Source organism: Microcoleus sp. A2-C3, from assembly GCF_036706065.1.
Lineage (GTDB): Bacteria > Cyanobacteriota > Cyanobacteriia > Cyanobacteriales > Microcoleaceae > Microcoleus.
This window is the reverse complement of record NZ_JAUBVX010000074.1, coordinates 5,446-27,844: the sequence shown is the minus strand read 5'-3', so window position 1 is coordinate 27,844 and position 22,399 is coordinate 5,446. Positions and strand designations below refer to the sequence as shown.

Genomic DNA, 22,399 nt, shown 5'->3' with positions numbered 1-22,399 from the left:
AATTGCAGGAATTTACAATTATGACCTGTATTTATCATTACAACAGGCGAGCATTTGATATTTTCGCAGGAGGTCTATTATATAGATTTAGCTAACCCTAAAGGTTTGAGAGCAGAGTGGAGGCGATCGCGCCAAATTTATTTTGAGCCTTGGGGCGACTTGTTTGACAGAGAATTAGAGCAATTTTTGGCTAAATGTTGCGATCGCTTGCTTGTTAAGCCCTAAAACCTAGGTTTTAGCAGTCACAACGTTTATATCTTCCAAGCGGTCGATGCCACAGCGACCGACGATCAACTATATTAATCATAATTACCCGGAAGTGCCAGTCTCACTTTCAAGCTAACATCTTGAAAGTGGGACTGGCTTTATCTTAATAGGCAAACTCAGCAATTTGTAGTAAAAAAAATAAATTTTATCGACATTTATCGGCGAAAATAATTAAATCTCCAGCAACCCTCAAACTTTTACAAAATAAGAATTGTGCAAATATAAAATCTAAAATTATCTGACTATGGTTGAACCAGTTACAGAGTCAAATAAACATCTATTTATTCAGACTCCTGAAATACTAGAAAAGAAAATATCTCAACTCGTTCTACCTTCACAAACACCTCTCAAATTTTCCAAACAAGATATTAGATTGACGCTCAAAGCCTCAACTATAGAAGGCGTTTTTGCCGCGGTCTTCGAGTCGGCGACTACCGGCCTGCTACTGAGCAACTTCTTGCTGCAACTCGGCGCAAGCAGCGTAGAAATAGGCATATTATCTGCTATTCCGATGCTGGTAAATCTCCTGCAACCATTAGGAGCGTACATCGCCGATCGCACAACTAGCCGCCACTGGTACAACCTAGCGATATTCGGCGTGTCGCGGCTGCTGTGGCTGGTGCTGGTAGTCGCAATTGTTTGGCAGCCTTCCCGCGCCGATCGCCAACAACTGCTCCAGTGGACGCTAGCAACAGTCCTAGCCGCTAGCGCGATCGCAGCTTTTGCCACTTCTAACTGGTTTAGTTGGATGGCTGCGGTGGTTCCTCACCGTTTGCGGGGACGCTATTTTGGCTTTCGCAACAGTGCTACCAGCTTAGTTGCTTTACTGGGAGTACCACTAATGGGACTGTTCGTGTCAGCCTGGGATTCCCACCCAATTTTGGGCTATGGTGTTGTTTTATTTTTGGGTGTTGTGGCGGGAATGATTAGTTTGGGGTATCAATTCTTGATGGTTGATGTGAATCCGCAGACATACCGAAAAGATGCAGAGAGCGATCGACTCCCAGAGAAAAAAGAAAAGCAATTAACAGATTTTGTGCCTTCAGTGCTGAAAAATTCTAATTTCTTAATGTTTATTCTTTACTTTAGCGTGTGGACATTTGCAGTTAATCTGAGCGCGCCTTTTTTTAATATCTACCTGTTGAAAGATTTAAGCTTAGATGTGAGTTTGGTCACGATTTATTGCAGCTTGAGTTCCGCAGCAAATCTGCTGCTGCTGATGTTTTGGGGCAAGTTAGCCGATCGCTGGGGAAATCGCCCGTTGTTGATTGCGGTGGGGCTGGTGGTGGCTGTAACGCCTTTGCTGTGGCTGGGTACGGGCAATTACCCGTTTGCGGTGTGGGTGTGGCTGCCGCTGCTGCACTTGCTGGGGGGAACGACTTTAGGGGCGATCGGGCTTTGTACTAACAATATTCAAATGGAGATCGCGTCGATCGAACAACCATCGACTTATTTTGCGATCGCCGCAGCAGTTTCGGGATTAGCTGGGGCTTTGGGAACTACCACCGGAGGCTTTCTTGCCGAACTTCCGGGCATGAGTTTGGGGGCACTGTTTGCCCTTTCGGCTGCTGTGCGGCTGGTGGGATTGCTGCCTTTGATTTTGGTACGAGAACCCCGCAGTGTGTCGCTGAGGTCGATCGTCCCCACTTTTGGACTTTTCAAATTAAACGATTAACGGCCAACGATTAACCATTAACAGTTAATCATTGACCGTTGAAAAGCTTTTTTCAGCCTTCAGCATAGCTGTTTCTAAAAAATTAGTCCTTAGTCCTTAGTCCTCACTATTCAGTAACAATTAACTAATAACTAGGGACAAACCCAATTATTGATTTTTTGCTAGCAACTAACTGATGACTAATAAGGTTTGCGTGCGAGCGAGGACGCTCGCACTAATGACTAATAAATTAAGCTTGCCGCGAGTAGTATTCCACAACTAGCAGTTCGTTAATCTGAAGAGCAATCCACTCACGTTCGACAATGCCGTTAACTTTGCCAACCATTTTTTGCTTGTCAAATTCCAAGTGACTGGGCAAGTTAGCCAAGCCTGGATCTTTGAGATTAGCTTCAACCATCGTGCGCGATCGCTCTCTGTTTTTCACTGCAATCACTTCACCAGGCTTGCACTGATAGCTGGCGATGTTCACTTCACGATCGTTAACAGTGATGTGACCGTGATTTACCAATTGTCTAGCGGACGGAATGGTTGGAGCCATTCCCATCCGAAACACAGTATTGTCCAAGCGCATTTCCAAGAATTGCAGTAACACTTGACCTGTGGAGCCGGTGACACGGCGGGCTTTGCGGACGTAACGGAGCAGTTGGCGTTCCGTCACACCGTAATTGAAACGGAGTTTTTGCTTCTCCTGCAATCGAACCGCGTACTCAGAGAGCTTTTTGCGGTTTTGACCATGCTGCCCAGGCGGATAATCCCGTCTGGGAGTTTTCCGGGTTAGACCCGGCAACTCTTTCAGGCGACGGACGATTCTTAATCGGGGGCCTCGATATCGAGACATTTATTTTCCTCTCTAATTTCTGTATGCAATTTTATGCAGACTCTATATTATATGTTGGTAACGGTGAAAATTTGCACAAAAATCGATAAAAAAAATCGATCGACCGCAGCCATCCGTAATGTGCGGTAAATTTTGAAGTAAAAGCCGATCGCGCGATCGACCCAACCAGCCCAAAAAACTCACAAATCGAGCTGCCATGCACAACCCCAATTTTTTCCGCACTGCTTCCCCAAAGCCAGCACCGCGCTGGATGTTGGCTCTCGGCACTCCCCTAGTCGCGCTGAGTTTGTTAGCAGCAGCACTGCCAATCTCGCCAGCATCAGCGATCACTCTGAGATTCCCTCGCACTCAAAATCCCTATCGCGTCTGCGCTAAGGAACTAATCGAAGCCGGAGTCGGGGCCGAGGCAGCAGCAGCAGCTTGTGCCGACGCCCTCCACCCCCGCGATATATCTCGATGCACCCTCCAAATCAACCGCAAAACCAATATTTCTGGCCTCGAAGCGCTCTCTAGCTGTCGGCAGGTGAGACGCCCCGACGAATTGACTACTTGCGTGGTGAATATTAACAGTAAAACTAAAACTCAACCTGCTGCTGCCCTGTTAACGCTTGATGGGTGCCGCCGCAGTTTATTGCCAGAAGTGTTTGCTGAATGTGTAGTCGGGTTGAGCGGCAGGCTCGACTTTCCCACGGACAGGTTAATTGCCAGTTGTCTCGATCCCAGGGGCACAGTCAGCCAGTTGGACGGGCGTCCTGCACCGACGCCTCCTATGGAGCTAATGCCACCGCCTTCGCGGCTCAATTAATTAGTTATTGGGAATTGGGAATTGGGAATTGCTAATTGCTAATTGGTAATTGTTGTGAGTACGACCGTCCTCACAACAATCTGTGGACGCACTTGCGACCTCAGAAACCCGGTTTCTACGAGTTTTCTCGTGAATGGACGTAAAACTCCTAGAAACCGGGTTTATAGCTCCTATTCGTCATCCATGAAACTGTCCGAAGAGTTGACTGTTAACTGTTAACTGATTCAGGACGAATGACCAATGACCAATGACTAATGACCAATGACTAATGACCAATGAATAATGACCAATGACTTCTTTTTTTATAATCAAATGTCAGAAATGTTTGCTCAAATTACAGTCGAAGAATTAGGTCGCTATTTAGCAGAAACCAATGCTGATAAATTGCAGCTTGTAGACGTGCGGGAACCTGATGAAATTGAACTCGCGGCGCTACCGGGATTTGTAGCTTTTCCTCTGAGCGAGTTTGCCGAATGGTCTGGTGAAATTGACGATCGACTAAACCGCGACACAGAAACCCTAGTTCTGTGCCATCATGGAGTGCGATCGGCTCAAATGTGTCACTGGTTGAGCGATCGAGGATTTACCAACGTTAAAAATATCGTTGGCGGGATCGATGCTTACTCAATGGTAGTCGATCGCACCATCCCCCGCTATTGAAAAATTCTTGAGTCGGCGTCCGGCGGACTTCGTTTGTATAGTAGCGGTTTCAACCGCCGAGTAGCTCAATTAACAGCAGCAAATCGAAAATTTAAAAGCGTGCTCATAGTCGATCGATCGCGCCCGTGCCTTTTCGAGTCGTAAAGAGCCTCATCAGCCGCCAGTACCAGCGTTGCTGCATCATTTTCCGGCCCCGGAACAACGCTGGCAATTCCCAAACTAATTGTCACCACAGAATTAGGCAAACAGTCAACACTCTCCGGGTTAAAAACAATATTCACAGCTTTAACTTTGGTTCTAATATGTTCGGCAACCAACAGAGCACCCGCCGCATCAGTTTGAGGTAAAATCACAGCAAACTCCTCGCCACCGTAGCGAGCGGCTACATCAGCGGGACGCTGGAGGGCTCGGCGAATTGCTTGAGCAACCGATCGCAAACAACTATCTCCAGCTTGATGTCCGTAGGTATCATTATATATTTTGAAATAATCGATGTCGCACAAAATTAAAGATATTGGAGAGCCATCGCGAGCATTATGTTTCCATTCTGCTCGCAAGCAACTGTCAAAATGCCGTCTGTTGCCAATTTGAGTAAGTTCGTCCACATTCACCAAAGCTAGCAGCCTTTCATTTTCTTGCTGCAACTCCTCCCAACCAACAGCCGAGAAACTGTCCTCGCACAAATTTTGGTCTTGAAAATACAGGCGATACAATTCGCAAGACAAACTACAGTTATTTCCCTCTAATTTGACAAGTCCCATGCTGTCTAACTGATAGGCCATCAAAGGTTCGAGGTGAATGCTATTTTTAGTATCAAGAACTTGTTGGAAGGCGGCGGCGAGTTCGGGATTCTGTTGAATCGCGATCGACTGATTTCGCAAGTAGTCGCTATAAATGCCGCTTTGAGTAGGAGCTGTTTTTAATAGTTGTTCCAACTCGGCTCGCCCCAGTTCCTCCCCAGACTCATGTTCCGCAACCGACAGGCGGTTTTCCTGCAAAATTGCCAGGTGATACAGCGCTAAATGCACTAAATAAGGATGACCGCCTACCATTTGCATTAATTGCTCAATCGGATAGCTATCGCTCCAGTTCAGTCCGTGCCTGCGCGCCAAATCTTCGACTTGTTCAGTAGTAAATTGGGAGAGTTTAATCGGCAGTCCTACATTGAATGGAGATTGATTTAGACTCAAAGCAATATAAATTTCTGTCGAGTGAATGACCACAATTCGCAGTTTTTCCCAGGTTTCGCTCTGTCGTGCTTGTTCGTACCAAAAACGGAGCAGTGGCAGGAATTCTTGAGCAATTTTGGCGCGTTCAAATACTCGGTTTACTTCGTTGAGTACCAAGACAAGGGGACTGTCAATTTGTTCGAGCAAATAGTTTTCAAAGTAAAGAGAGCAGCTTACTTTGCTCCCCATATCTTCATCCCAGAATTCATCGAGATTTGGTTCGAGTTTGAGTTGGCGAGCGACATTGACACACAGCCAGCGCAAAAATTTATCTAAAGTAGCAAAAACTGCTTCGTCGGCTTGCTGAAAGTCTACAGTGACTGTGCGGTATCCGCGATCGACCGCCGCGTTAATTATCCGCAGCATCAGCGAACTTTTGCCCATTTTTCTGGGAGCTTTAATCCGAATTAGACTCCCTGGCTTGCCAATTTCTGCGCAAGCTCTGGCTTCGGCGGGCGATCGATTGATATAAAATCGAGAGTCAAGCGGTATTGGGCCGCCGGGAAATTCTAAGTCTGCAACCGTTTGGATTAAATTTGGTGATTTTTCGATTCCTGCCATAGTGCATCCGCGAGGCGATACCCTGACTGTATCTTACCTTTCTAGGGTTAGGGGGGTGCAGGATCGCAGTCAAAGTTCGATCGACAATCCTACACAATCTCAGTTTTTCGGGACTTCCCGGAACTGAGTTTGCTATAGTAGTGTCACTTTAGCTAATCTCAAACCCTGCTTAAACTCGCACCAGACCGACAAAAATTCGACGGTGGCCCAGACGCGATAATTCTGCGCCTCTACCTGGAAAATCAGTCGTCTGTCGTCGATGTCAAACAGGATTCACACCAATCAAAGGAGAAATAATCATTGTCACGCCGCTACCTGTTTACCTCTGAATCTGTTACTGAAGGCCATCCCGATAAAATCTGCGATCAAATTTCAGATACAATCTTAGATGCCTTACTGACTGAAGACCCTAAAAGCCGCGTGGCTGCCGAAGTTGTCGTCAATACGGGCTTGATGCTGCTGACGGGCGAAATTACCACTAAAGCTCACGTAAATTACATAGAGTTGGCGCGGAAAAAAATAGCCGATATTGGCTATATCCACCCTGACAACGGATTTTCTGCTAATAGCTGCTCAGTGTTGGTGGCTCTTGACTCTCAATCTCCCGATATTGCCCAAGGGGTGAATACGGCTCATGAAAGTCGGGAACAATCCAGTGAAGAGGAGTTGGATGCCATTGGTGCTGGCGACCAAGGTTTGATGTTCGGCTTTGCTTGCAACGAAACGCCGGAATTGATGCCTCTGCCGATTAGTTTAGCGCACCGGATTTGCCGTCAATTGGCCGCAGTCCGCAAAACTGGTCAATTGCCTTACCTGCGTCCCGACGGCAAAAGCCAAGTTACCGTAAGTTACGAAGACGGGAAACCTGTTGGCATTGATACGATCTTAATTTCTACGCAGCACACTGAGGCGATCGGCGATATCACTGATACAGCCGCAGTTCAAGCCAAGATTAAAGCAGATCTTTGGACTGCTGTCGTCCAACCCGTGTTTGCCGATATTAGCATCAAGCCAGATGCAGAAACTCGTTTCCTTGTCAACCCCACTGGCAAATTTGTCGTCGGCGGGCCTCAAGGAGATTCGGGTTTGACTGGCCGCAAAATTATTGTGGATACCTACGGCGGCTATTCCCGTCACGGCGGCGGTGCTTTTTCGGGCAAAGACCCCACGAAGGTAGACCGCAGCGCGGCTTATGCTTGTCGCTATGTTGCTAAAAATATCGTGGCTGCTGGTTTGGCCGAAAAGTGTGAAGTGCAGTTGAGTTATGCGATCGGCGTAGCGCGGCCTGTTAGCATGATGATCGAAACTTTTGGCACTGGAACAGTTGATGACGATCGCCTTTTAGAAGTTGTGAAGCAGCATTTTGAACTGCGTCCGGCGGGAATCATTCAGGCATTTAATTTGCAGAATTTGCCTGCTGAAAGAGGCGGTCGTTTCTATCAAGATGTGGCGGCTTACGGTCACTTCGGACGCACTGATTTAGACTTGCCTTGGGAGCAAACTGATAAGGCCGAGCTTTTGAAGGAAGCCTTGAGCCAGCAGTTGTCTGGAGTAGCTGGATAGTAAAATTTCAGGGGCGGGTTCTTCGGCCCACCCCACAAGAAATTTGATTAATTGTGGAACGGGCTTCTAGCCCGTTGCTAATCATAAAAAATTGTACAAAATCTGGTAAATCATTAGACTCAATGCCATTTTTAGAGCCATTCCAGTCAGTGATTAGCAGTTTCAAATCTTTGTTAAAACAGCAGTTTGCGGTTCCAGTCAACGCAAAAAATCCCATAACGCCAACCACCTTTGATCCTCGCAATCATGGAATTCGCGGCGTTTGGATACCAAGCACCGACTGCAAAGTTCTCACCTCAAAACAGCGAATTGCTGAAGCAATGGAATTTCTCGCCGATACGGGATTTAATACAGTATTTCCTGTAGTTTGGAACCGAGGTTTTACTGCTTATCCTTCTCAAATTATGCGCGAACAATTTGGGGTAGAAATTGACGCACGCTATCAAGGTCGCGACCCTTTAGCAGAATTAATTGTTGAGGCTAATAGAGTTGGTTTAAAAGTTATTCCTTGGTTTGAATACGGATTTGTGAGTTCTTACAATCTCAACGGCGGTCATTTGCTGGCAAAGAAACCTGAGTGGGCGGCGCATGATTGCAGCGGCAATTTACTTAAGAAAAATAACTTTGAATGGATGAATTCTCTTGACCCGGAAGTGCAAGATTTTTTGCTGGGGTTGATGCTGGAAGTTGCTAGGAATTATCCGGTAAATGGTGTTCAAGGAGACGATCGCATTGCGCTACCCTGTGAAGGCGGTTATGATGCAAAAACGGTTAAACGCTACCGCCAAGAGTGCGGGAGAGAACCGCCACAGAATCCGAGAGAGCAACATTGGCTGCACTGGCGCGCTGGTATAATTACTGAGTTTGTCGCTCGATTGCACCGAGAATTGAAGGCTATTAATCCTGATTTGTTGCTGTCGATGTCGCCAAGTCCCTATGAATGGGGATTGGTGGAATATTTGCAAGATTCTAAGTCTTGGGTTGACAGAAAGTTGGTCGATATGCTTCACCCGCAGTTTTACCGCCGCGATTTTAACGGTTACAAACAATTGGTCGATCGACTAATTGATCAACAACTTACTGGCGAACAAGTGCATTGCGTGTCGCCCGGTGTTTTGTTGGCGAATCGAGGTAGTAAGTATAGCATGAATCCCGATCTGTTGTTACAAGTAATTGCTTATAACCGCGCTCGTGGCATTCCAGGAGAAGTGCTGTTTTTTTACGAAGGTTTGCGGGATCACGATAATGCTTTGGCTAAGGCTTTGAAAAATGGGCCCTATGCGAGGTGAGAGACTGTGACGGAATCGGGCTGTTTCTGCTTTGCTGCGTTCAACGGTCGATCGATATTTCCAGCCAAATTGGTATAAAATGATATAGCGCGAAGCTCGTCTAGTTAACAGTGCATCTATGCCAAGCAGCCAGCGCTACTAATTGTTAAGCCGATCGCAAAAAAACAGATAATCAATCATTTGGGAGTTGTTAAAATAGTCGAATCCGACATATTTTATAAGTGGTGCAAGTTTTTTTATAAGTTGAGTTTTGTAGTGCAGACTTATTTTTTTATGACAGCGAATTTAAAAGAGCAATCTCACGCGATCGCCAAAATATGAGGATAAATCAATGAACTCAGCAGCAACCCTCATCCAACAGCTACCAGAGCTCAGCGATGCTGAATTCAACCAAAAATATTTGAAACAAAAACAAGGAATGCACAAATTGGCGGCAATATTGCCGCAAGTAAAACAGCAAAGTCTGGCTTTGCGCGCCATAAAATTAGCCCTAAAAGTAAATTTAAAACTCGGCTCGAAGCTAGCAGGAATGGTAAAGCCGGAGTTTCAACTAAAAACAGTAAATTTAATCAAAAAAATTAAAACTTCGCCGCAGCTCAAAATTCAACTGTTGGCACTAACAAATTCCGACATGGCAATTCCGATGCTTGTCAAAGCCTTGAACCACAAAGAAAGTGCAGTGCGCCTTCATGGCATTCGCGCGATCGGGCAAATTGGCTCAAGGGCGGCAGTAATTGAATTAGCGCAGGTGCTCGAATCGGAAGATTCCCAAGTACAAGCTTGGGCGGCTTGGACCCTGGGAGAAATTGACTCGAAACCAGCAGCCGCAGCACTGATCGAAGCCCTCAACCACAAAGCCCCCGGAGTTCGCGCCTGGGCGGTTTGGGCCTTGGGTAAAATTAACCCGAAAATAGCTGTCCCCGCCATGCTCAAAGCCCTGAAACACGAAGACGCGGAAGTGCGCTGGCGGGCGGCCGTCAACTGCGGGAAAATCGGCGGTTCTGAGATGGTTCCGGGGCTGCTTTGCGCCCTCAGAGACGAAAATCAACTCGTCCGCGCTAGGGCGGCGGCGGCTTTGGGGAAAATTGGCGATCGCGACGCAGTACCCCGCTTAGTAGAATTGCTTCACGATCCTGACTCCTATGCCGTTTCTTTGAGGGCCGCCGAAGCCTTGGGACAAATCGGGACGGAAACGGCTGTGGCTGGGCTGCTGCAAGCCCTCAACCATCAGGACTCAGATGTGCGCGGCAGTGCAGTTTCTGCCTTGGGGGAAATCAGCAGCGAGGTGGCTGCGGTGGCAGTAATGCGATCGCTCTCGGATCGAGACATTTTCGTGCGCGGCAGGGCGGCTGTTGCCTTGGGGAACATCAATACAGCCGGAGATGCTAACTTGCAAAAAATGGTCGCAGCGGGACTGGCGATCGCACGAAGCGACAGTGAATCCTATGTGCGATGGAGAGTTGCTGCTGCTTTGGGGGAAATTGGGACAGACGAGGCTGTCGCAGGTTTGGTGCGGCTGCTGGAAGACGAAACCTCTGGAGTCCGCCAAAAGGCTGTTAAATCCCTCGGTCAAATTGGCTCAACCGCGGCTATTTTAGCTCTGGAAGCAGCTTTAAAACGCGAATTTGCTGACATTCGCGCCCTAGCAGCCCAATATTTGCCGGATATCGGCGCTGAGGTAAAAACAGTTTATTTTGAGGAGGAAGTTGCGACGGATTTATCGGGTGAAAAACTGCCGAAAATCCTGATTGCTTCGGAAGCAGAAGCCAGCGAGTATATTATCGATCGCGCTGCGGGGCGGGCTCTCAAATACGTGATTTCGATCAGCAGTCCGGGTGTAGCCGAACCCAAAACTTTTCACAAAGTCCCGAACCGACTCCGGCTAGAATTTAATGACCTCGAAACCCCCGTTGACGACCCTGATCGCGTTTTGGCTACACTTGATGATGTACTTCAAATTATTGACTTCGCCCGCCAAATATCGGCGCACCCCGGCCAATTGCTCGTCTGCTGTCGAAGCGGCATCAGCCGTTCAACAGCCGCAGCTTTGACTGTTTGTGCTGCGGTGTTGGGCCGGGGCAAAGAACGGGAAGCTTGGGCCCTGGTACTCGCCGCCAGACCCCAAGCTAGGCCGAATCGCTGGATGGTGGAATTGGCAGATCAAGCTTTGGGTAGAAATGGTAAGTTAGCACTTGCGATCGAATTGACCGCTACAGAACTCGCAATTGCCAACAGTTAACCCGCAGGAACCCGGTTTTTTTTGGTAAGTCATAAAGTTATACTCAACTTACGCGACTTGCGCGGGCAGGTATGCCAAAAGTCGATCACCAGGGTGCAAAAGCGCGATCGGCTGCCACATTTATGACATTCTGTGGTAAAAAGTAGTCGGATGCTCAACAAAAACTGTCAAGCAATCGTCGCATTACTGGCAGCAAAACCCCAAAGCTGAGGAATCGGGTGCATTGTCAACAGACAATATCAGCTTTGGGCGAATCACAGGCAAAACACATCAGACAGAATTTTCTGCCTGTAATATTCTATGCAGCAATAATTCACTGCCGGGATAAATATTTAATTTTTTGCCTGCTGGAGACTTTTACCAGTCGAAAAAGTAATTTGGCAACAGCCATCAACAGCCTAATTATCAATTAGACATCAACCGAATTTAAGTTTCTCCTCAAACTCGATCAGAGTTTCAGATACTTTTTCGCAGATGTCTACTGGAAAACAGACAAGCTTTCCCCTTTGAAGAACTTAAGAACGTGGTAGATTTTAACAGAATACAGCGGTTGCATATGTCAAAAATTAACTTGCTCAAAAAAACAGGGAACGAAGCAAGTTTATCGGTTGCTATTTGGGAAGGTAAGAATGAGTTAAATCCAGAGTTAGAACAATTTAACCAGCAGAAAAAACCTGTGGTAACGCCAGAGGTCAACCCAAAACAAAGCAATGTAGGTAAACTAATGAGGCTCTTTGTGTCCGAACAAATTTCTTCTGTAGAAACCCCACATCCCAAAGTATCCATCCATGATTTTTTGAAAAGAGCATCCTTGAAACTCAGCAAAATTTTGCCATCTAACATTGCAGGTTGGCGCATCCATCAAAAAATTGGCGGTGGGTATTTTCTAGCAATAGGAATCGGCTTTATTGGCTCCCTGAGCGGACTGGTGATTGCCGACTTCTACCAAGGAGAAGGATTAAAACAACTCAATGATGCTCACGCACAAGCGCAATTGCTCGGAAATTTTAAAGATGCAGCGCTGGCTGCACAATTGCAGGGAGCACAGCTAGATTCTTTTGTAGATGATTCTGCCAAGCTCCAACTCCAAGAAAAACAGTTTTCCCAGAGTATTCTCAAGGCAAAAAACTTGCGGTTTCGCATAGAAAAGTTTGCTGATAGCCAACCCGCTTGGCTGGCAGCAAAGCCGGAAGTTCTCAAAGGTTTACTGCAAGATTGCACGGAAAATTTAGAATCCTACGCCGATACTCTCAAATCAACTTTGCAGCAAATCCAGCAATCGCAACTCTCGCCTCTGGAGATAGAGTCTGCCCGAAAAATGTTGGCTACAGAAAGCGGAGAAGGTGCAAAAGTGCTCGACAGCCATCTTCAGGAATTGAGCAAAGTCCTCGATATTGCCCAGCAGCAAGAGTGGCAAGGCGGTGTAGTGATGGAGGATGCCCAAGGAATCGAAAAGGGCATCATCATTATTAGTATGCTGCTTTCGGTAGCGATCGCCGGAATTGTGGCTTACCGTACCAGTCGGGCGATCGCCAAACCAGTCATCAGCGTCACCCAGGTAGCCGAACAAGTAGCCTCCGAGTCGAATTTTGATTTGCGAGCACCCGTCACCGGACAAGATGAAATAGGCTCATTAGCTGTGTCTCTCAATCACTTGATCGAGCGAGTTTCAGAACATACAAAAGAATTGGAACAAGCTAAGGAAGAAGCCTTAGCGGCTAGCACTGCTAAAAGCCAGTTTGTCGCCAATATGAGCCACGAGTTGCGGACGCCTTTAAACGCGATTATCGGCTACAGTCAACTACTTTTAGAAGATGCTAAGGATTTCGGATACAAAGATTTTGTTGATGACTTAGATAAGATTGAAAATGCTGGTACGCACTTACTATCTTTGGTTAACGATATCCTCGATTTGTCAAAAATTGAAGCGGGTGGTGTGAAACTCAACATCGGAGAATTTGACATCGAATCGTTGGTTGATCGTGTGGCGTTGACGATGAAATTGTCGGTAGAAAAGAATGGCAATGTTTTAGAAATAGAGTGCGATAATCAAACTGTCGGCACAATGCACGCAGATTTGGCGAAAGTGCAGAAAGTGCTGCTGCATCTGCTGAACAATGCTGCTAAGTTCACCAAAAACGGCAGGATAAAAATCAGCGTCAGCCGCACTGAAGGCACTGGAGAATCGAATGCAGCTAAGCTGTCGGATGTTGACAATTCAATGGCTGCGGGCTGCACTAAATCGAGTTCGATTGCTTGTCCAGGTGCTCATGTTGAAGCATCAGATTGGATTTGCTTTCGAGTTAAAGATACTGGCATTGGAATGTCTGAAGAACAGCAGCACAAATTGTTTGAAGCATTCACCCAAGCTGATGGTTCGGCGACGCGCCAGTACGGCGGCACTGGATTGGGGCTGACAATTAGCCGCAACTACTGTCAGATGATGGGCGGGGAGATTTTGGTGGAAAGTGAGGAGGGCAAAGGGTCTATTTTTACTGTCCGCATACCAGCAGGAAATAGTTCATATAGCCTTTCTCAGAAAGATCAGATACGCGAACGGGATCTGGCATAGGGCATAGGGCATAGGGCATAGGGCATAGGGCATAGGGCATGAGGCTCTCCTCACCACGCGATCGAACGGCTATACACGATGGTATTGCGGTTCGATCGCACTTTTGCTCAATCCTACCTGCTGGGAATCAGCATTGATCATACCTTTAGCGCCATAGAGTACGATCGCGCGCGCCGCCAGATTAATCACACAATACATCCCCCATCCACAAGAGCGATCGGCTCTTTGAGAAATCTTCCAGTGTCGCCCAACCGACGATGCTTGCTATCAAGTCACTTACGAGAAAGAATTGGTTTAAAGCCGGAACCCTGAGCGAGGAGAAATTAAAATCAGACGATTCATTACTCCAATCCTCGGACTTCTTTTGTCAAGTGCTGTCAACTGTCAACTGTCAACTGTCAACTGTCAACTGTCAACTGTCAACTGTCAACTGTCAACTGTCAACTGTCAACTGAATGAATGAGTGACAGACTACTACCCGCGCTCGGTGGTTGCGAGCTTTGGGCTCACAAGTCGAAATTCTGCTACCTTGGGACTTGCGACAGAAAATGGCTGTAGAAATCCAAAAAACTGCCAACTTGTACCAATAGTCTTGCGATCGATAATTATCAAATTTATTGTGGAAAACTTGCCGATTCCTGTGGAAAACCCCCCTTTTCCTGTGGAAAAGCGCCACAAAATGAAGTGCGATCGCTTGAATCCGATTGATAAGATTTAAAAAAATCGAGGAATGCCGATCGCAAAAACTCCCTTCCTCGTTCCTCCCTCAACCTGCTGTTTACTGGGGGATACGGCCTAGATATTTCCTCCTTCCCTCTTCCTCTTTCCTTCTTCCTTCTTCCCTCTTCCTTCTTCCTTCTATTGGGCTTCGTAGCTAATTTGGTCGGACTTGTAAGCCGGAGGCTCGACGTGAATTAAGATGCGTACAGGGCTGAAACGTTCTTCCAAACGGGCTTCTACTTCTTCTGTAATCTGGTGAGCAGTTTCTACATCGACAGCATTGACGATCATGTGCATATCAATAAACACTTGACGCCCGATCATGCCACGGGAGGCGATCGAGTGACAGTTGACAACTCCGGGCACATCCATCGCGATCGCCTGGATAGTTTCCGGGGCGATCGCCATTTCATCCACCAACCAAGGCAAATTTTCCCTTAAAACTTTCCAACCGCTGCTAAATACCAAAAGAGCCACAGGAAAAGACAAAAACACGTCCAGGGATTGCAATTGAGGTATGTTTAAAACCTGACCTTGCCAAACACCGATCAACCCGCCGATGACCATAATTGTCACCCAAACATCGCTCATCGTGTGTTGAGCATCCGCCACCAAAATCGAGCTGCGGAGACGTTCGCCAACTCTGCGCTCGTAAAACGTGACAAAAATATTAATTCCCAGTACCAGCAGCAAAATCCACAGTTCATTTGGGGATATTTTGACAACTTTACCGCCGTGTAGCAACCTTTCGACAGCACCGCTGAGAATTTCAAAACAGGCAATTCCCAGAAAAACCGCAATTCCCAGAGCTCCGAGAGCATCAAATTTCTGGTGTCCGTAGGGATGATCGCGATCGGGCTGCGGATTGGCATAATGATTAGTTACCAATCCTAAAATATTATTAGCGCTGTCAGTGACGCTGTGCAAGGCATCTGCCAGCAAACTCAGGGAACCTGTCAGCCATCCCACGGCTGCTTTAATTGCCATCACTAGCAAGTTTAGCAATAAGGTAATGATTAAAACCTTGCGGACTTCGGAACGGTTATCGGCAACCATAGAATCTCCTCTATCAGCCATCTAGTTTTCAGGCTTCTAGTTTAAAGCTGATCCAGTCATAAAAGGTTAAAAGTATTGCAGAACCTAGCTTGCGACTAGATTTATATTCATTAATTTAGCCGAGCTTCTTGAGACAAATTTCAATTAATAGCATTCTCGCAGTCCAATAAAGCTGGAATGTACTTCTTTTAGGTTAGTGTATATTTTATCATTAACAATCGTATGTTAAATTTCATTGCCCATGTCTCTTTCTCCGCTAACACTGAATTTAATTGAAGGTTCTGTCTCCTTTAGCTTTTCCGCGCAAGCCGCGCGGGATTTGCAAAGTGCGATCGCCACTTTGATGGACAGCTTGAAAGCCGTAGCAGCCAAAACCGCTGGTGGTAAAGCTTCTCCCCAAAAACCGATGGAATATCGGTATGCAGGGGATGTATTTTTGGAGGTTTTCTGCAACCCGAATATCTGGGCGACGCCTTTTGCTGCGAAAGTGCTGATTACGGTTAGGGACGATCGCCTGCGCGTCACCACCGAAGCCGAACTGAGCCGCCTGCGCGACGATCTCGCTCAGTATATCGAACAAGTCGGTTGAGATTGTCCAACTAAAACCCGCCCGTTTGTCAAGGTTAAATGCCTGATAAATTAGCGGGTTTTGTCACAATTTAGTACGGTGCGTTAGTTAAGCTGTTCTGCATTTAAATTGTTTAAAAGCAGAACAGCTTAGTCATGAGAGATGCGGACTGAAGTCCGAACGATCGAACCTATTTTGATTGCTGATACTTGACTAAAATTCTTATAAATCTTAAATATACTAACTTACACTACGACTTTTTTCCAAAGGATAGCTATCCGCCGGCGAAGCCGACCATTCCCACATAGAACCTGCATAATTCTTAGCATTAAATCCCAAATTTGTCAATACACAAGTTAACCAAGCAGAGCGAACTCCCCCAGAGCAATAATTCACAATCTCACTGGACTCCGAAACTCCTTTCTGCTGCAACATAGCCACAATTTCCTCGCGTTCCAGCAGTTTTCCCTGCTTGTTTGTTAACTCTTTGTAGTAGAGATGCACCGCACCGGGAATGTGACCGCCCCTAGTTTCTCCGTAAGGCGTTTTACCTGCATATTCTCGCGGTTCTCTCGCGTCAATCACGGCTAAATTATCATTGCCTAAAATAGCTTTTAAATCATCTCGATTGATTGCTCTATTATCGCGGCGAGATACAATAAAATCTCCAGGATGCGATGGATGATTTGTGCGCTTTGTGCGATCGATTCCAGCTTTCACAAAAGCTCGATATCCTCCATCGACAAACACGGCTTTTTCCTGTCCCAAAGTTCGCAGCATCCAAACAATCCGCCCGTCTTCGCCCCAGCCTTTCGCTGAATCGGCAATGACTATGACTGGTTGGTCTTGACAAATTCCCAATGCTTGCAATTTTTCTGTTAAAACTGCATCATCTTCGATAATTTTGCCTTGGTGCGGAAAGTCGGAACAGGTAAATTGCTGCCAAGTTACGGGAATAGCTGGCGGGAGACGGCAAAACCACTTTAAAATAGGTTCGCGAGCATCAAGCAGAGTAGCTCCTTCTGACAGCAATTGCTTAGAAAAATCGGCGCTAACAATCCACTTTTCAGCTAAATCATACATAAATTAAAAATAGTTTATTTAACAATTTTTGCTGTTTTAGCAGCGCAGTTTAAAACCCCATTAGTATTAATGGGATTAGCTGGTTTAATCTTGCCCGGAGCTACATTTACACACAAAATTGTTTGCCTCTTGTTGTCTACCAAAAAAACTCCTCCCACAAAACTTTTGAGATTAGCTTGATTCGACACTGCATAATTAAATACAGCTTTGTTACCGTTATTAATTGAATATTTGTAGTTAGCTGTATCAGCTTTAATGCGGCCTAGACCTAGATTGGAAACAGAACTGGTAAAACCAGTATTGTTTGCATAGTAGGCTTGCTGAGCTTTATTCATCGCTGCCACATATTCTTTGGCTGCTGATTCCTGAGCTTTCAAGGTTGGCGACAATTGAGCCTGAGCGACTGTAGCAAAAACAACTGGCAAAGTTATAGCTGCAATCGCAACTTTCCTCTGCCGGTTGCGAGATATATAAGTCATGTTTTTACGATTGCTTAAAAGTTGATTTCCGGTAGGAACACGGCACTGCCGTGTCCTTACAGATGTCAGGCTTGTCTCTACCGATATCCGGCTTTCTTCTACAGATTTCACGTCAATTTTATCGGCAAACCCGCTTGACAAAAGCGGGATTATTTGCAGCAACAACTCGTGAATTGATCGTTTGAGTAACATACAATTAAACTAATTGTTTTGCTTGAAACTGTTTCAACTCTCCAGGAGCAACCGTGCCGTGTTCGGTGATAATTCCCGAGATTAACGCCGCCGGAGTTACGTCAAAAGCGGGATTGTAAAATTCTACACCCTCTGGACAAATTCGCGTAGTTCCCACTTGATACATTTCCACAGCATCACGTTCTTCAATGGGGATTTGGCTGCCGTCTGAAAGTTCAAAATCAATTGTTGATAGAGGCGCGGCAACAAAAAACGGGACATTGTGAGCTTTGGCAACAATTGCTAAACTGTAAGTGCCAATTTTATTGGCTGCGTCGCCGTTAGCAGCGATTCTATCTGCACCGACAACTACTGCGTGAATCATGCCGAGTTTCATGCAGTGAGCGGCCATGTTGTCGGCGATTAATGTGACTGGAATTCCTTCTTGCACGCATTCCCAAGTTGTGAGTTTTGCACCTTGGAGACGGGGGCGAGTTTCGTCTGCAAATACTCTACCGAGTCTGCCTTCTCGCCAAGCAGAACGAAATACACCTAATGCTGTTCCGTAGCCTGCTGTGGCTAAGGCACCGGCGTTGCAGTGAGTTAGTAAGTTCAATTTTTCGGGTGTGGCGGGCAGAACTTCTAAGCCTTTGTCGCCGATATCTTTGCAAGTTTGCAAGTCTTCGGCTTGAATGGTTTTGGCCATTTCTAACAAAGTTTTTTGTATTTGTTCGACGGAACCGCTAGTTTTCTCGGCTGTTTTGAGCATTCGCGATATTGCCCAAAACAAATTAACGGCTGTGGGACGAGTCGATCGCAATAATTCACCAACTTGTTCTAGTTTAGCTAGAAATTCGGTGCGATCGCCCGTTTCGATTTCCCTCGCCCCCAAATACATCCCGTAAGCTGCCGCTACGCCGATCGCCGGAGCACCTCGGACTATCATAGTTTTAATGGCCTCAGCCATATCTTGAGAGCGGCTAATTTCGACTACACCGTATTCTTTCGGCAGTCGGTTTTGGTCAATTAGCAGAACTCGGTTTTCAATCCAGGTGATGGGGGAAACCGGGGATTTTTGAGCAGTCATGGATTTCAATCATGTGAGGGACAAGTTTCTATGATGCCATGAAGGCGACTATTTCTCTATGTTATGGGCGACAGGCTGGATTTGCCAAAATCGAACGTCCTGCGGTTTGAGATTGAAGAATTGCTGAATACTTACAACTTTACTGGGTTTGAAACTTGCGTATAGTTACACTCTTGTTCACAAAATTGTACTGAGTTTAAAATATCACATTAAGTTGTGTAAATTATATTGACATTTTTTGAAATATTTCCGGAATCGGGAACAAGCTAGCTGTACGTGGGGTCAGTCTTTTTTAAGTTGAGAATAAAAAAGTGCGATCGACCAACTTTCGATCTCCAAAAAATTACAAAAACAGATAATTGTCAAGTTTGACATGGGCAACTTTTATTGATTTGAAGGCTGTTTTGTGGTAGCCATATCTGTAGCTGGAAGTTGGGGCGATCGCGCGAAAACAACATCTTGAAAACCTAGTTAGGTGCATGGGGTAAAGGTAATTATGAAAAACTTACAAATAGTCTTCGTAGATTCAGCAGTTGAAGATTGGCAGAGTCTGGCTGCGGGTGTGAAACCGGGGATAGAAGTCATTTTAGTCGATCGCACGCGGGACGGCATCGAACAAATTTCCGAAGCATTGCAAAGCCGCAAAGGTATAGAAAGCGTTCACATTATTTCTCACGGGGAATCGGGAAGTTTGCAGCTAGGAAAAACTAAGCTGAACTCCGACAATTTAGAAAGGTATCGCGACTTTTTGCAACGGTGGTTTTCGTCCTCTGTCAATTCAATTCAAAATCGATTTGAAATTCTGCTCTACGGATGTAATGTAGCAGCGGGTGAAAAAGGAGCAGCTTTTGTAGAAAAGCTCAGCAAGTTAACAAAAGCTAATATTGCTGCTTCTGCTGATATTACGGGGAGTGCGCAAAAAGGCGGCAATTGGGTACTTGAATACGTTACTGGAGCGGTTAAAACAGGATTGGCGATCGAGCCGGAGGTGATGGCCAATTACGCGCACGCTTTGGCGACGTTTACTGTTCTTAATACCCTTGACGCTGGGCCGGGTTCGCTGCGGCAAGCGATTTTTGATGCTAATGCTGCTGCTGGGGCGGATATCATTAACTTCGCCATTCCCGGTGCAGGCGTGCAGACGATCGCGCCCCTGAGTTCCTTGCCACCCATCACCGGGGCTGTAACTATCGACGGTTTCAGCCAACTAGGGGCGGCTCCTGCGACTGCGACTACTCCAGCCACGGTACTGATTGAGCTAAGTGGAGCCAGTGCCGGGGCAGGGATCAACGGCATACTAATCATTGGCAGCAACAGCACCGTCCAAGGACTAGCGATCAATCGCTTCAGCAACTCCGGGATCTTCATCGCAGGCAACACTTCCACCGGAAACGTAGTGCGGGGCAACTACATCGGCACCAATCCTGTAGGGACTGCTGCCTTGGCTAACGTCAGCGGCGTGGTGGTTGACAATGCACCGGGCAACACGATCGGCGGAAGTACAGCAGCCGATCGCAACATCATTTCTGGCAACAGTCTTTTCGGCGTGTGGCTCAACAACACTGGTGCTGCAAATAACATCGTCCGAGGTAACTACATCGGCACAAACACGGCAGGCACTGGTGCTGTGCCCAACGGTGGCACTGGCATACAGGTTCAAGGTGCGCCCAACAACACGATTGGCGGGACTAACCTGGGCGATCGCAATTTAATTTCTGGCAATGGCAGCGCTGGCGTATTCATTGATGCTGTCACAGCTACAGGCAACACTGTACTGGGCAACTTCATCGGCACCGACATCAACGGCACAGCAGACTTAGGCAACACCGGTTTTGGCGTAGCAATTCAGAATGCACCTAGCAACACGATCGGCGGAAATACCGCAGGTGCGCGCAACATCATTTCCGGCAATAATGCTTTCGGTGTAGTCATTCAAAACACCCCTGCTACCAGCAACGCTGCCACAGGCAACAGAGTCGTGGGCAACTTCATCGGCACGGATGTCAACGGTAACGCAGACTTGGGTAACACTTTGACTGGCGTACTCGTACAGGATGCTGCCAGCAACACGATCGGCGGGATTGCTGCGGGCGATCGCAACATCATTTCCGGCAATGACGGTTTCGGCGTACAAATTCTCAACGCCAATGCCACTCTCAACTCGGTACTCGGCAACTACATCGGCACCAACGCCGCAGGCACCGCTGCTTTGCCAAACATTATTGGTGTGGTTGTAGACAATGCACCCAACAATACGATCGGCGGTAGTGTAGCCGGCGCTGGCAATATCATTTCCGGCAACAGCAGTCCCAGCGCCGGTTTAGGCGTCCAGATTACAGGCGCTTCTGCAACAGGAAACATCCTGCGCGGGAATTCGATTGGCGTTGCAGCCAACGGTACTAGCCCATTAGGGAATAGCTCGCTAGGAGTACAGATTACTGCTGCGGCAAGTAATAATGCGATCGGCGGTACGGCAGCGGGTGAAGGAAATATCATCGCCAATAACGGCAATATCGGCGTAGGTGTTGACTCCGGTACCGGCAACAGCATCCAAAATAACTCGATCTTCGCCAACGCCGGCATAGGAATCGACCTCGGCAACAACGGCCCCAGCCCCAACGATACAGGCGACACCGACACAGGCGCCAACAACCTCCAAAACTTCCCCATACTCACCACCGCCAATGTCGGCCCCGGCAACGTCACCGTCGCCGGAACCTTCAACAGCATTCCCAGTAACACCTTCACCCTGCAATTTTTCGCCAACACTCCCCCCGGCACTCAAGGTCAAACCTCGATCGGTTCTGCCACAGTCACGACTGATGCCGCCGGCAATGCCACTTTCAATCAAGTTTTCCCCGTAGCAGTCGCTCCGGGTCAATTAATCACTGCCACAGCCATTGACGCTGCTGGCAACACCTCTGAATTTTCCGCACAGCGGGTGCTTGTCGCGCCGCTGGGCAGCATTACTGGTATCAAATTTAACGACTTAGATGGCAATGGCACTCAAGCAGCGGGAGAACTTGGTGTCCCCGGAGTGACGATTTTCCTAGACACCAACAATGACGGCATTCTCAGTGCCGGCGAAACTTCTGTCACCACGGGTACTTCTCCCAATGGCAACTTCGCTTTCCCCAACTTGCCGGCCGGCACTTACAATGTTCGGGAAGTTGTGCCACCTGGCAGTAGCCCAACCAGTCCTAACCCAGCTACAGTAACGATCGCAGCAGGTCAAACTAATCCTGCTACAGTCAATTTTGGCAACCAAACGATACCCGCGACTCTCAGCAGCATTTCTGGTATCAAATTTAACGACATTGACGGCAACGGCACTCAAGCGGCCGGAGAACTTGGTGTCCCCGGAGTGACGATTTTCCTAGATACCAACAATGACGGTATTCTCAGTGCCGGCGAAACTTCTGTCACTACGGGTACTTCTCCCAATGGCAGTTTCATTTTTCCCAACTTGCCGGCCGGCACTTACAATGTTCGGGAAGTTGTGCCACCTGGCAGTAGCCCAACCAGTCCTAACCCAGC

General features: G+C 47.2%; 19 protein-coding genes. 11 read left to right on the top strand and 8 right to left on the bottom strand.

The features are described from left to right. Positions 1-54 precede the first annotated feature (54 nt). Together QUB66_RS27195 and QUB66_RS27190 are read left to right on the top strand one after the other, a co-directional pair. Positions 55-225 carry a hypothetical protein gene (locus tag QUB66_RS27195; protein ID WP_332970621.1) on the top strand — a complete coding sequence of 57 codons (171 nt, stop codon included), beginning with the start codon at positions 55-57 and terminating at the stop codon, positions 223-225. 286 nt (positions 226-511) lie between these two features. Then, a complete protein-coding gene (locus QUB66_RS27190; protein WP_332970622.1) occupies positions 512-1,942 on the top strand; it encodes an MFS transporter in 1,431 nt (476 codons plus the stop codon). A 229-nt stretch (positions 1,943-2,171) separates the two neighbouring features. On the opposite strand, the gene rpsD is transcribed toward QUB66_RS27190, so the two are convergent. Both rpsD and QUB66_RS27180 read right to left on the bottom strand, forming a co-directional pair. Further along, positions 2,172-2,780: a 30S ribosomal protein S4 gene (gene rpsD / locus QUB66_RS27185; RefSeq protein WP_265236032.1), complete on the bottom strand. Its 609-nt coding sequence runs from the start codon at positions 2,778-2,780 to the stop codon at positions 2,172-2,174. Positions 2,781-2,822: 42 nt separating this feature from the next. Further along, on the bottom strand, positions 2,823-2,978 hold the full coding sequence (locus tag QUB66_RS27180) for a hypothetical protein (protein WP_265236030.1): 156 nt from the start codon (positions 2,976-2,978) through the stop codon (positions 2,823-2,825). On the opposite strand from QUB66_RS27180, the gene QUB66_RS27175 reads away from it, so the two are divergent. After that, complete coding sequence (locus tag QUB66_RS27175) at positions 2,977-3,585, top strand: hypothetical protein (protein ID WP_265236028.1); 609 nt, start codon at positions 2,977-2,979, stop codon at positions 3,583-3,585. The two genes, QUB66_RS27180 and QUB66_RS27175, sit on opposite strands and share 2 nt — an antisense overlap. A 312-nt stretch (positions 3,586-3,897) precedes the next feature. After that, positions 3,898-4,245 (top strand): rhodanese-like domain-containing protein, encoded by a 348-nt coding sequence (locus QUB66_RS27170; RefSeq protein WP_265236026.1) that lies wholly within the window; start codon positions 3,898-3,900, stop codon positions 4,243-4,245. A 65-nt stretch (positions 4,246-4,310) separates the two neighbouring features. Here QUB66_RS27170 and QUB66_RS27165 read toward each other — a convergent pair whose 3' ends face one another. Beyond that, on the bottom strand, positions 4,311-6,035 hold the full coding sequence (locus QUB66_RS27165) for an AAA-like domain-containing protein (RefSeq protein WP_332970623.1): 1,725 nt from the start codon (positions 6,033-6,035) through the stop codon (positions 4,311-4,313). A gap of 300 nt (positions 6,036-6,335) precedes the next feature. On the opposite strand from QUB66_RS27165, the gene metK reads away from it, so the two are divergent. The 4 genes from metK to QUB66_RS27145 all read left to right on the top strand — a co-directional run bounded on the left by metK (position 6,336) and on the right by QUB66_RS27145 (position 13,698). After that, entirely contained in the window at positions 6,336-7,598 is a 1,263-nt protein-coding gene (gene metK / locus QUB66_RS27160) for a methionine adenosyltransferase (RefSeq protein ID WP_265236023.1), read from the top strand. Between the two features lie 122 nt (positions 7,599-7,720). After that, positions 7,721-8,887, top strand: coding sequence for a glycoside hydrolase family 10 protein (locus QUB66_RS27155; protein WP_332970624.1), 1,167 nt, complete (start codon positions 7,721-7,723; stop codon positions 8,885-8,887). Positions 8,888-9,218: 331 nt separating this feature from the next. Continuing rightward, positions 9,219-11,126 (top strand): HEAT repeat domain-containing protein, encoded by a 1,908-nt coding sequence (locus QUB66_RS27150; protein ID WP_332970625.1) that lies wholly within the window; start codon positions 9,219-9,221, stop codon positions 11,124-11,126. A gap of 556 nt (positions 11,127-11,682) precedes the next feature. Further along, positions 11,683-13,698, top strand: a complete 2,016-nt coding sequence (locus QUB66_RS27145; RefSeq protein ID WP_332970626.1) for a sensor histidine kinase — start codon at positions 11,683-11,685, stop codon at positions 13,696-13,698. A gap of 69 nt (positions 13,699-13,767) precedes the next feature. Here QUB66_RS27145 and QUB66_RS27140 read toward each other — a convergent pair whose 3' ends face one another. Then, positions 13,768-13,896, bottom strand: a complete 129-nt coding sequence (locus QUB66_RS27140) for a hypothetical protein (protein ID WP_332971297.1) — start codon at positions 13,894-13,896, stop codon at positions 13,768-13,770. A gap of 331 nt (positions 13,897-14,227) precedes the next feature. Between QUB66_RS27140 and QUB66_RS27135 the strand changes: the two genes are divergently transcribed. After that, entirely contained in the window at positions 14,228-14,416 is a 189-nt protein-coding gene (locus QUB66_RS27135) for a hypothetical protein (protein ID WP_265236013.1), read from the top strand. 140 nt (positions 14,417-14,556) lie between these two features. On the opposite strand, the gene QUB66_RS27130 is transcribed toward QUB66_RS27135, so the two are convergent. Then, on the bottom strand, positions 14,557-15,474 hold the full coding sequence (locus tag QUB66_RS27130; protein ID WP_332970634.1) for a cation diffusion facilitator family transporter: 918 nt from the start codon (positions 15,472-15,474) through the stop codon (positions 14,557-14,559). 241 nt (positions 15,475-15,715) lie between these two features. Between QUB66_RS27130 and QUB66_RS27125 the strand changes: the two genes are divergently transcribed. After that, positions 15,716-16,063 carry a hypothetical protein gene (locus QUB66_RS27125; RefSeq protein ID WP_265236011.1) on the top strand — a complete coding sequence of 116 codons (348 nt, stop codon included), beginning with the start codon at positions 15,716-15,718 and terminating at the stop codon, positions 16,061-16,063. A 219-nt stretch (positions 16,064-16,282) separates the two neighbouring features. Here the strand turns inward: QUB66_RS27125 and QUB66_RS27120 are convergent, their stop codons facing one another. Genes QUB66_RS27120 through mtnA form a run of 3 tightly spaced genes read right to left on the bottom strand, consistent with a single transcriptional unit; the run spans position 16,283 to position 18,862 of the window. Then, positions 16,283-17,125: a sulfurtransferase gene (locus QUB66_RS27120; protein WP_265236009.1), complete on the bottom strand. Its 843-nt coding sequence runs from the start codon at positions 17,123-17,125 to the stop codon at positions 16,283-16,285. 14 nt (positions 17,126-17,139) lie between these two features. Next, on the bottom strand, positions 17,140-17,796 hold the full coding sequence (locus QUB66_RS27115; RefSeq protein ID WP_332970628.1) for a type IV pilin-like G/H family protein: 657 nt from the start codon (positions 17,794-17,796) through the stop codon (positions 17,140-17,142). 4 nt (positions 17,797-17,800) lie between these two features. Next, positions 17,801-18,862, bottom strand: coding sequence for an S-methyl-5-thioribose-1-phosphate isomerase (gene mtnA / locus QUB66_RS27110; protein WP_332970629.1), 1,062 nt, complete (start codon positions 18,860-18,862; stop codon positions 17,801-17,803). A 496-nt stretch (positions 18,863-19,358) separates the two neighbouring features. On the opposite strand from mtnA, the gene QUB66_RS27105 reads away from it, so the two are divergent. Further along, positions 19,359-22,399 (top strand): DUF4347 domain-containing protein (locus QUB66_RS27105; RefSeq protein WP_332971296.1); only part of this gene is annotated, 3,041 nt, incomplete at its 3' end.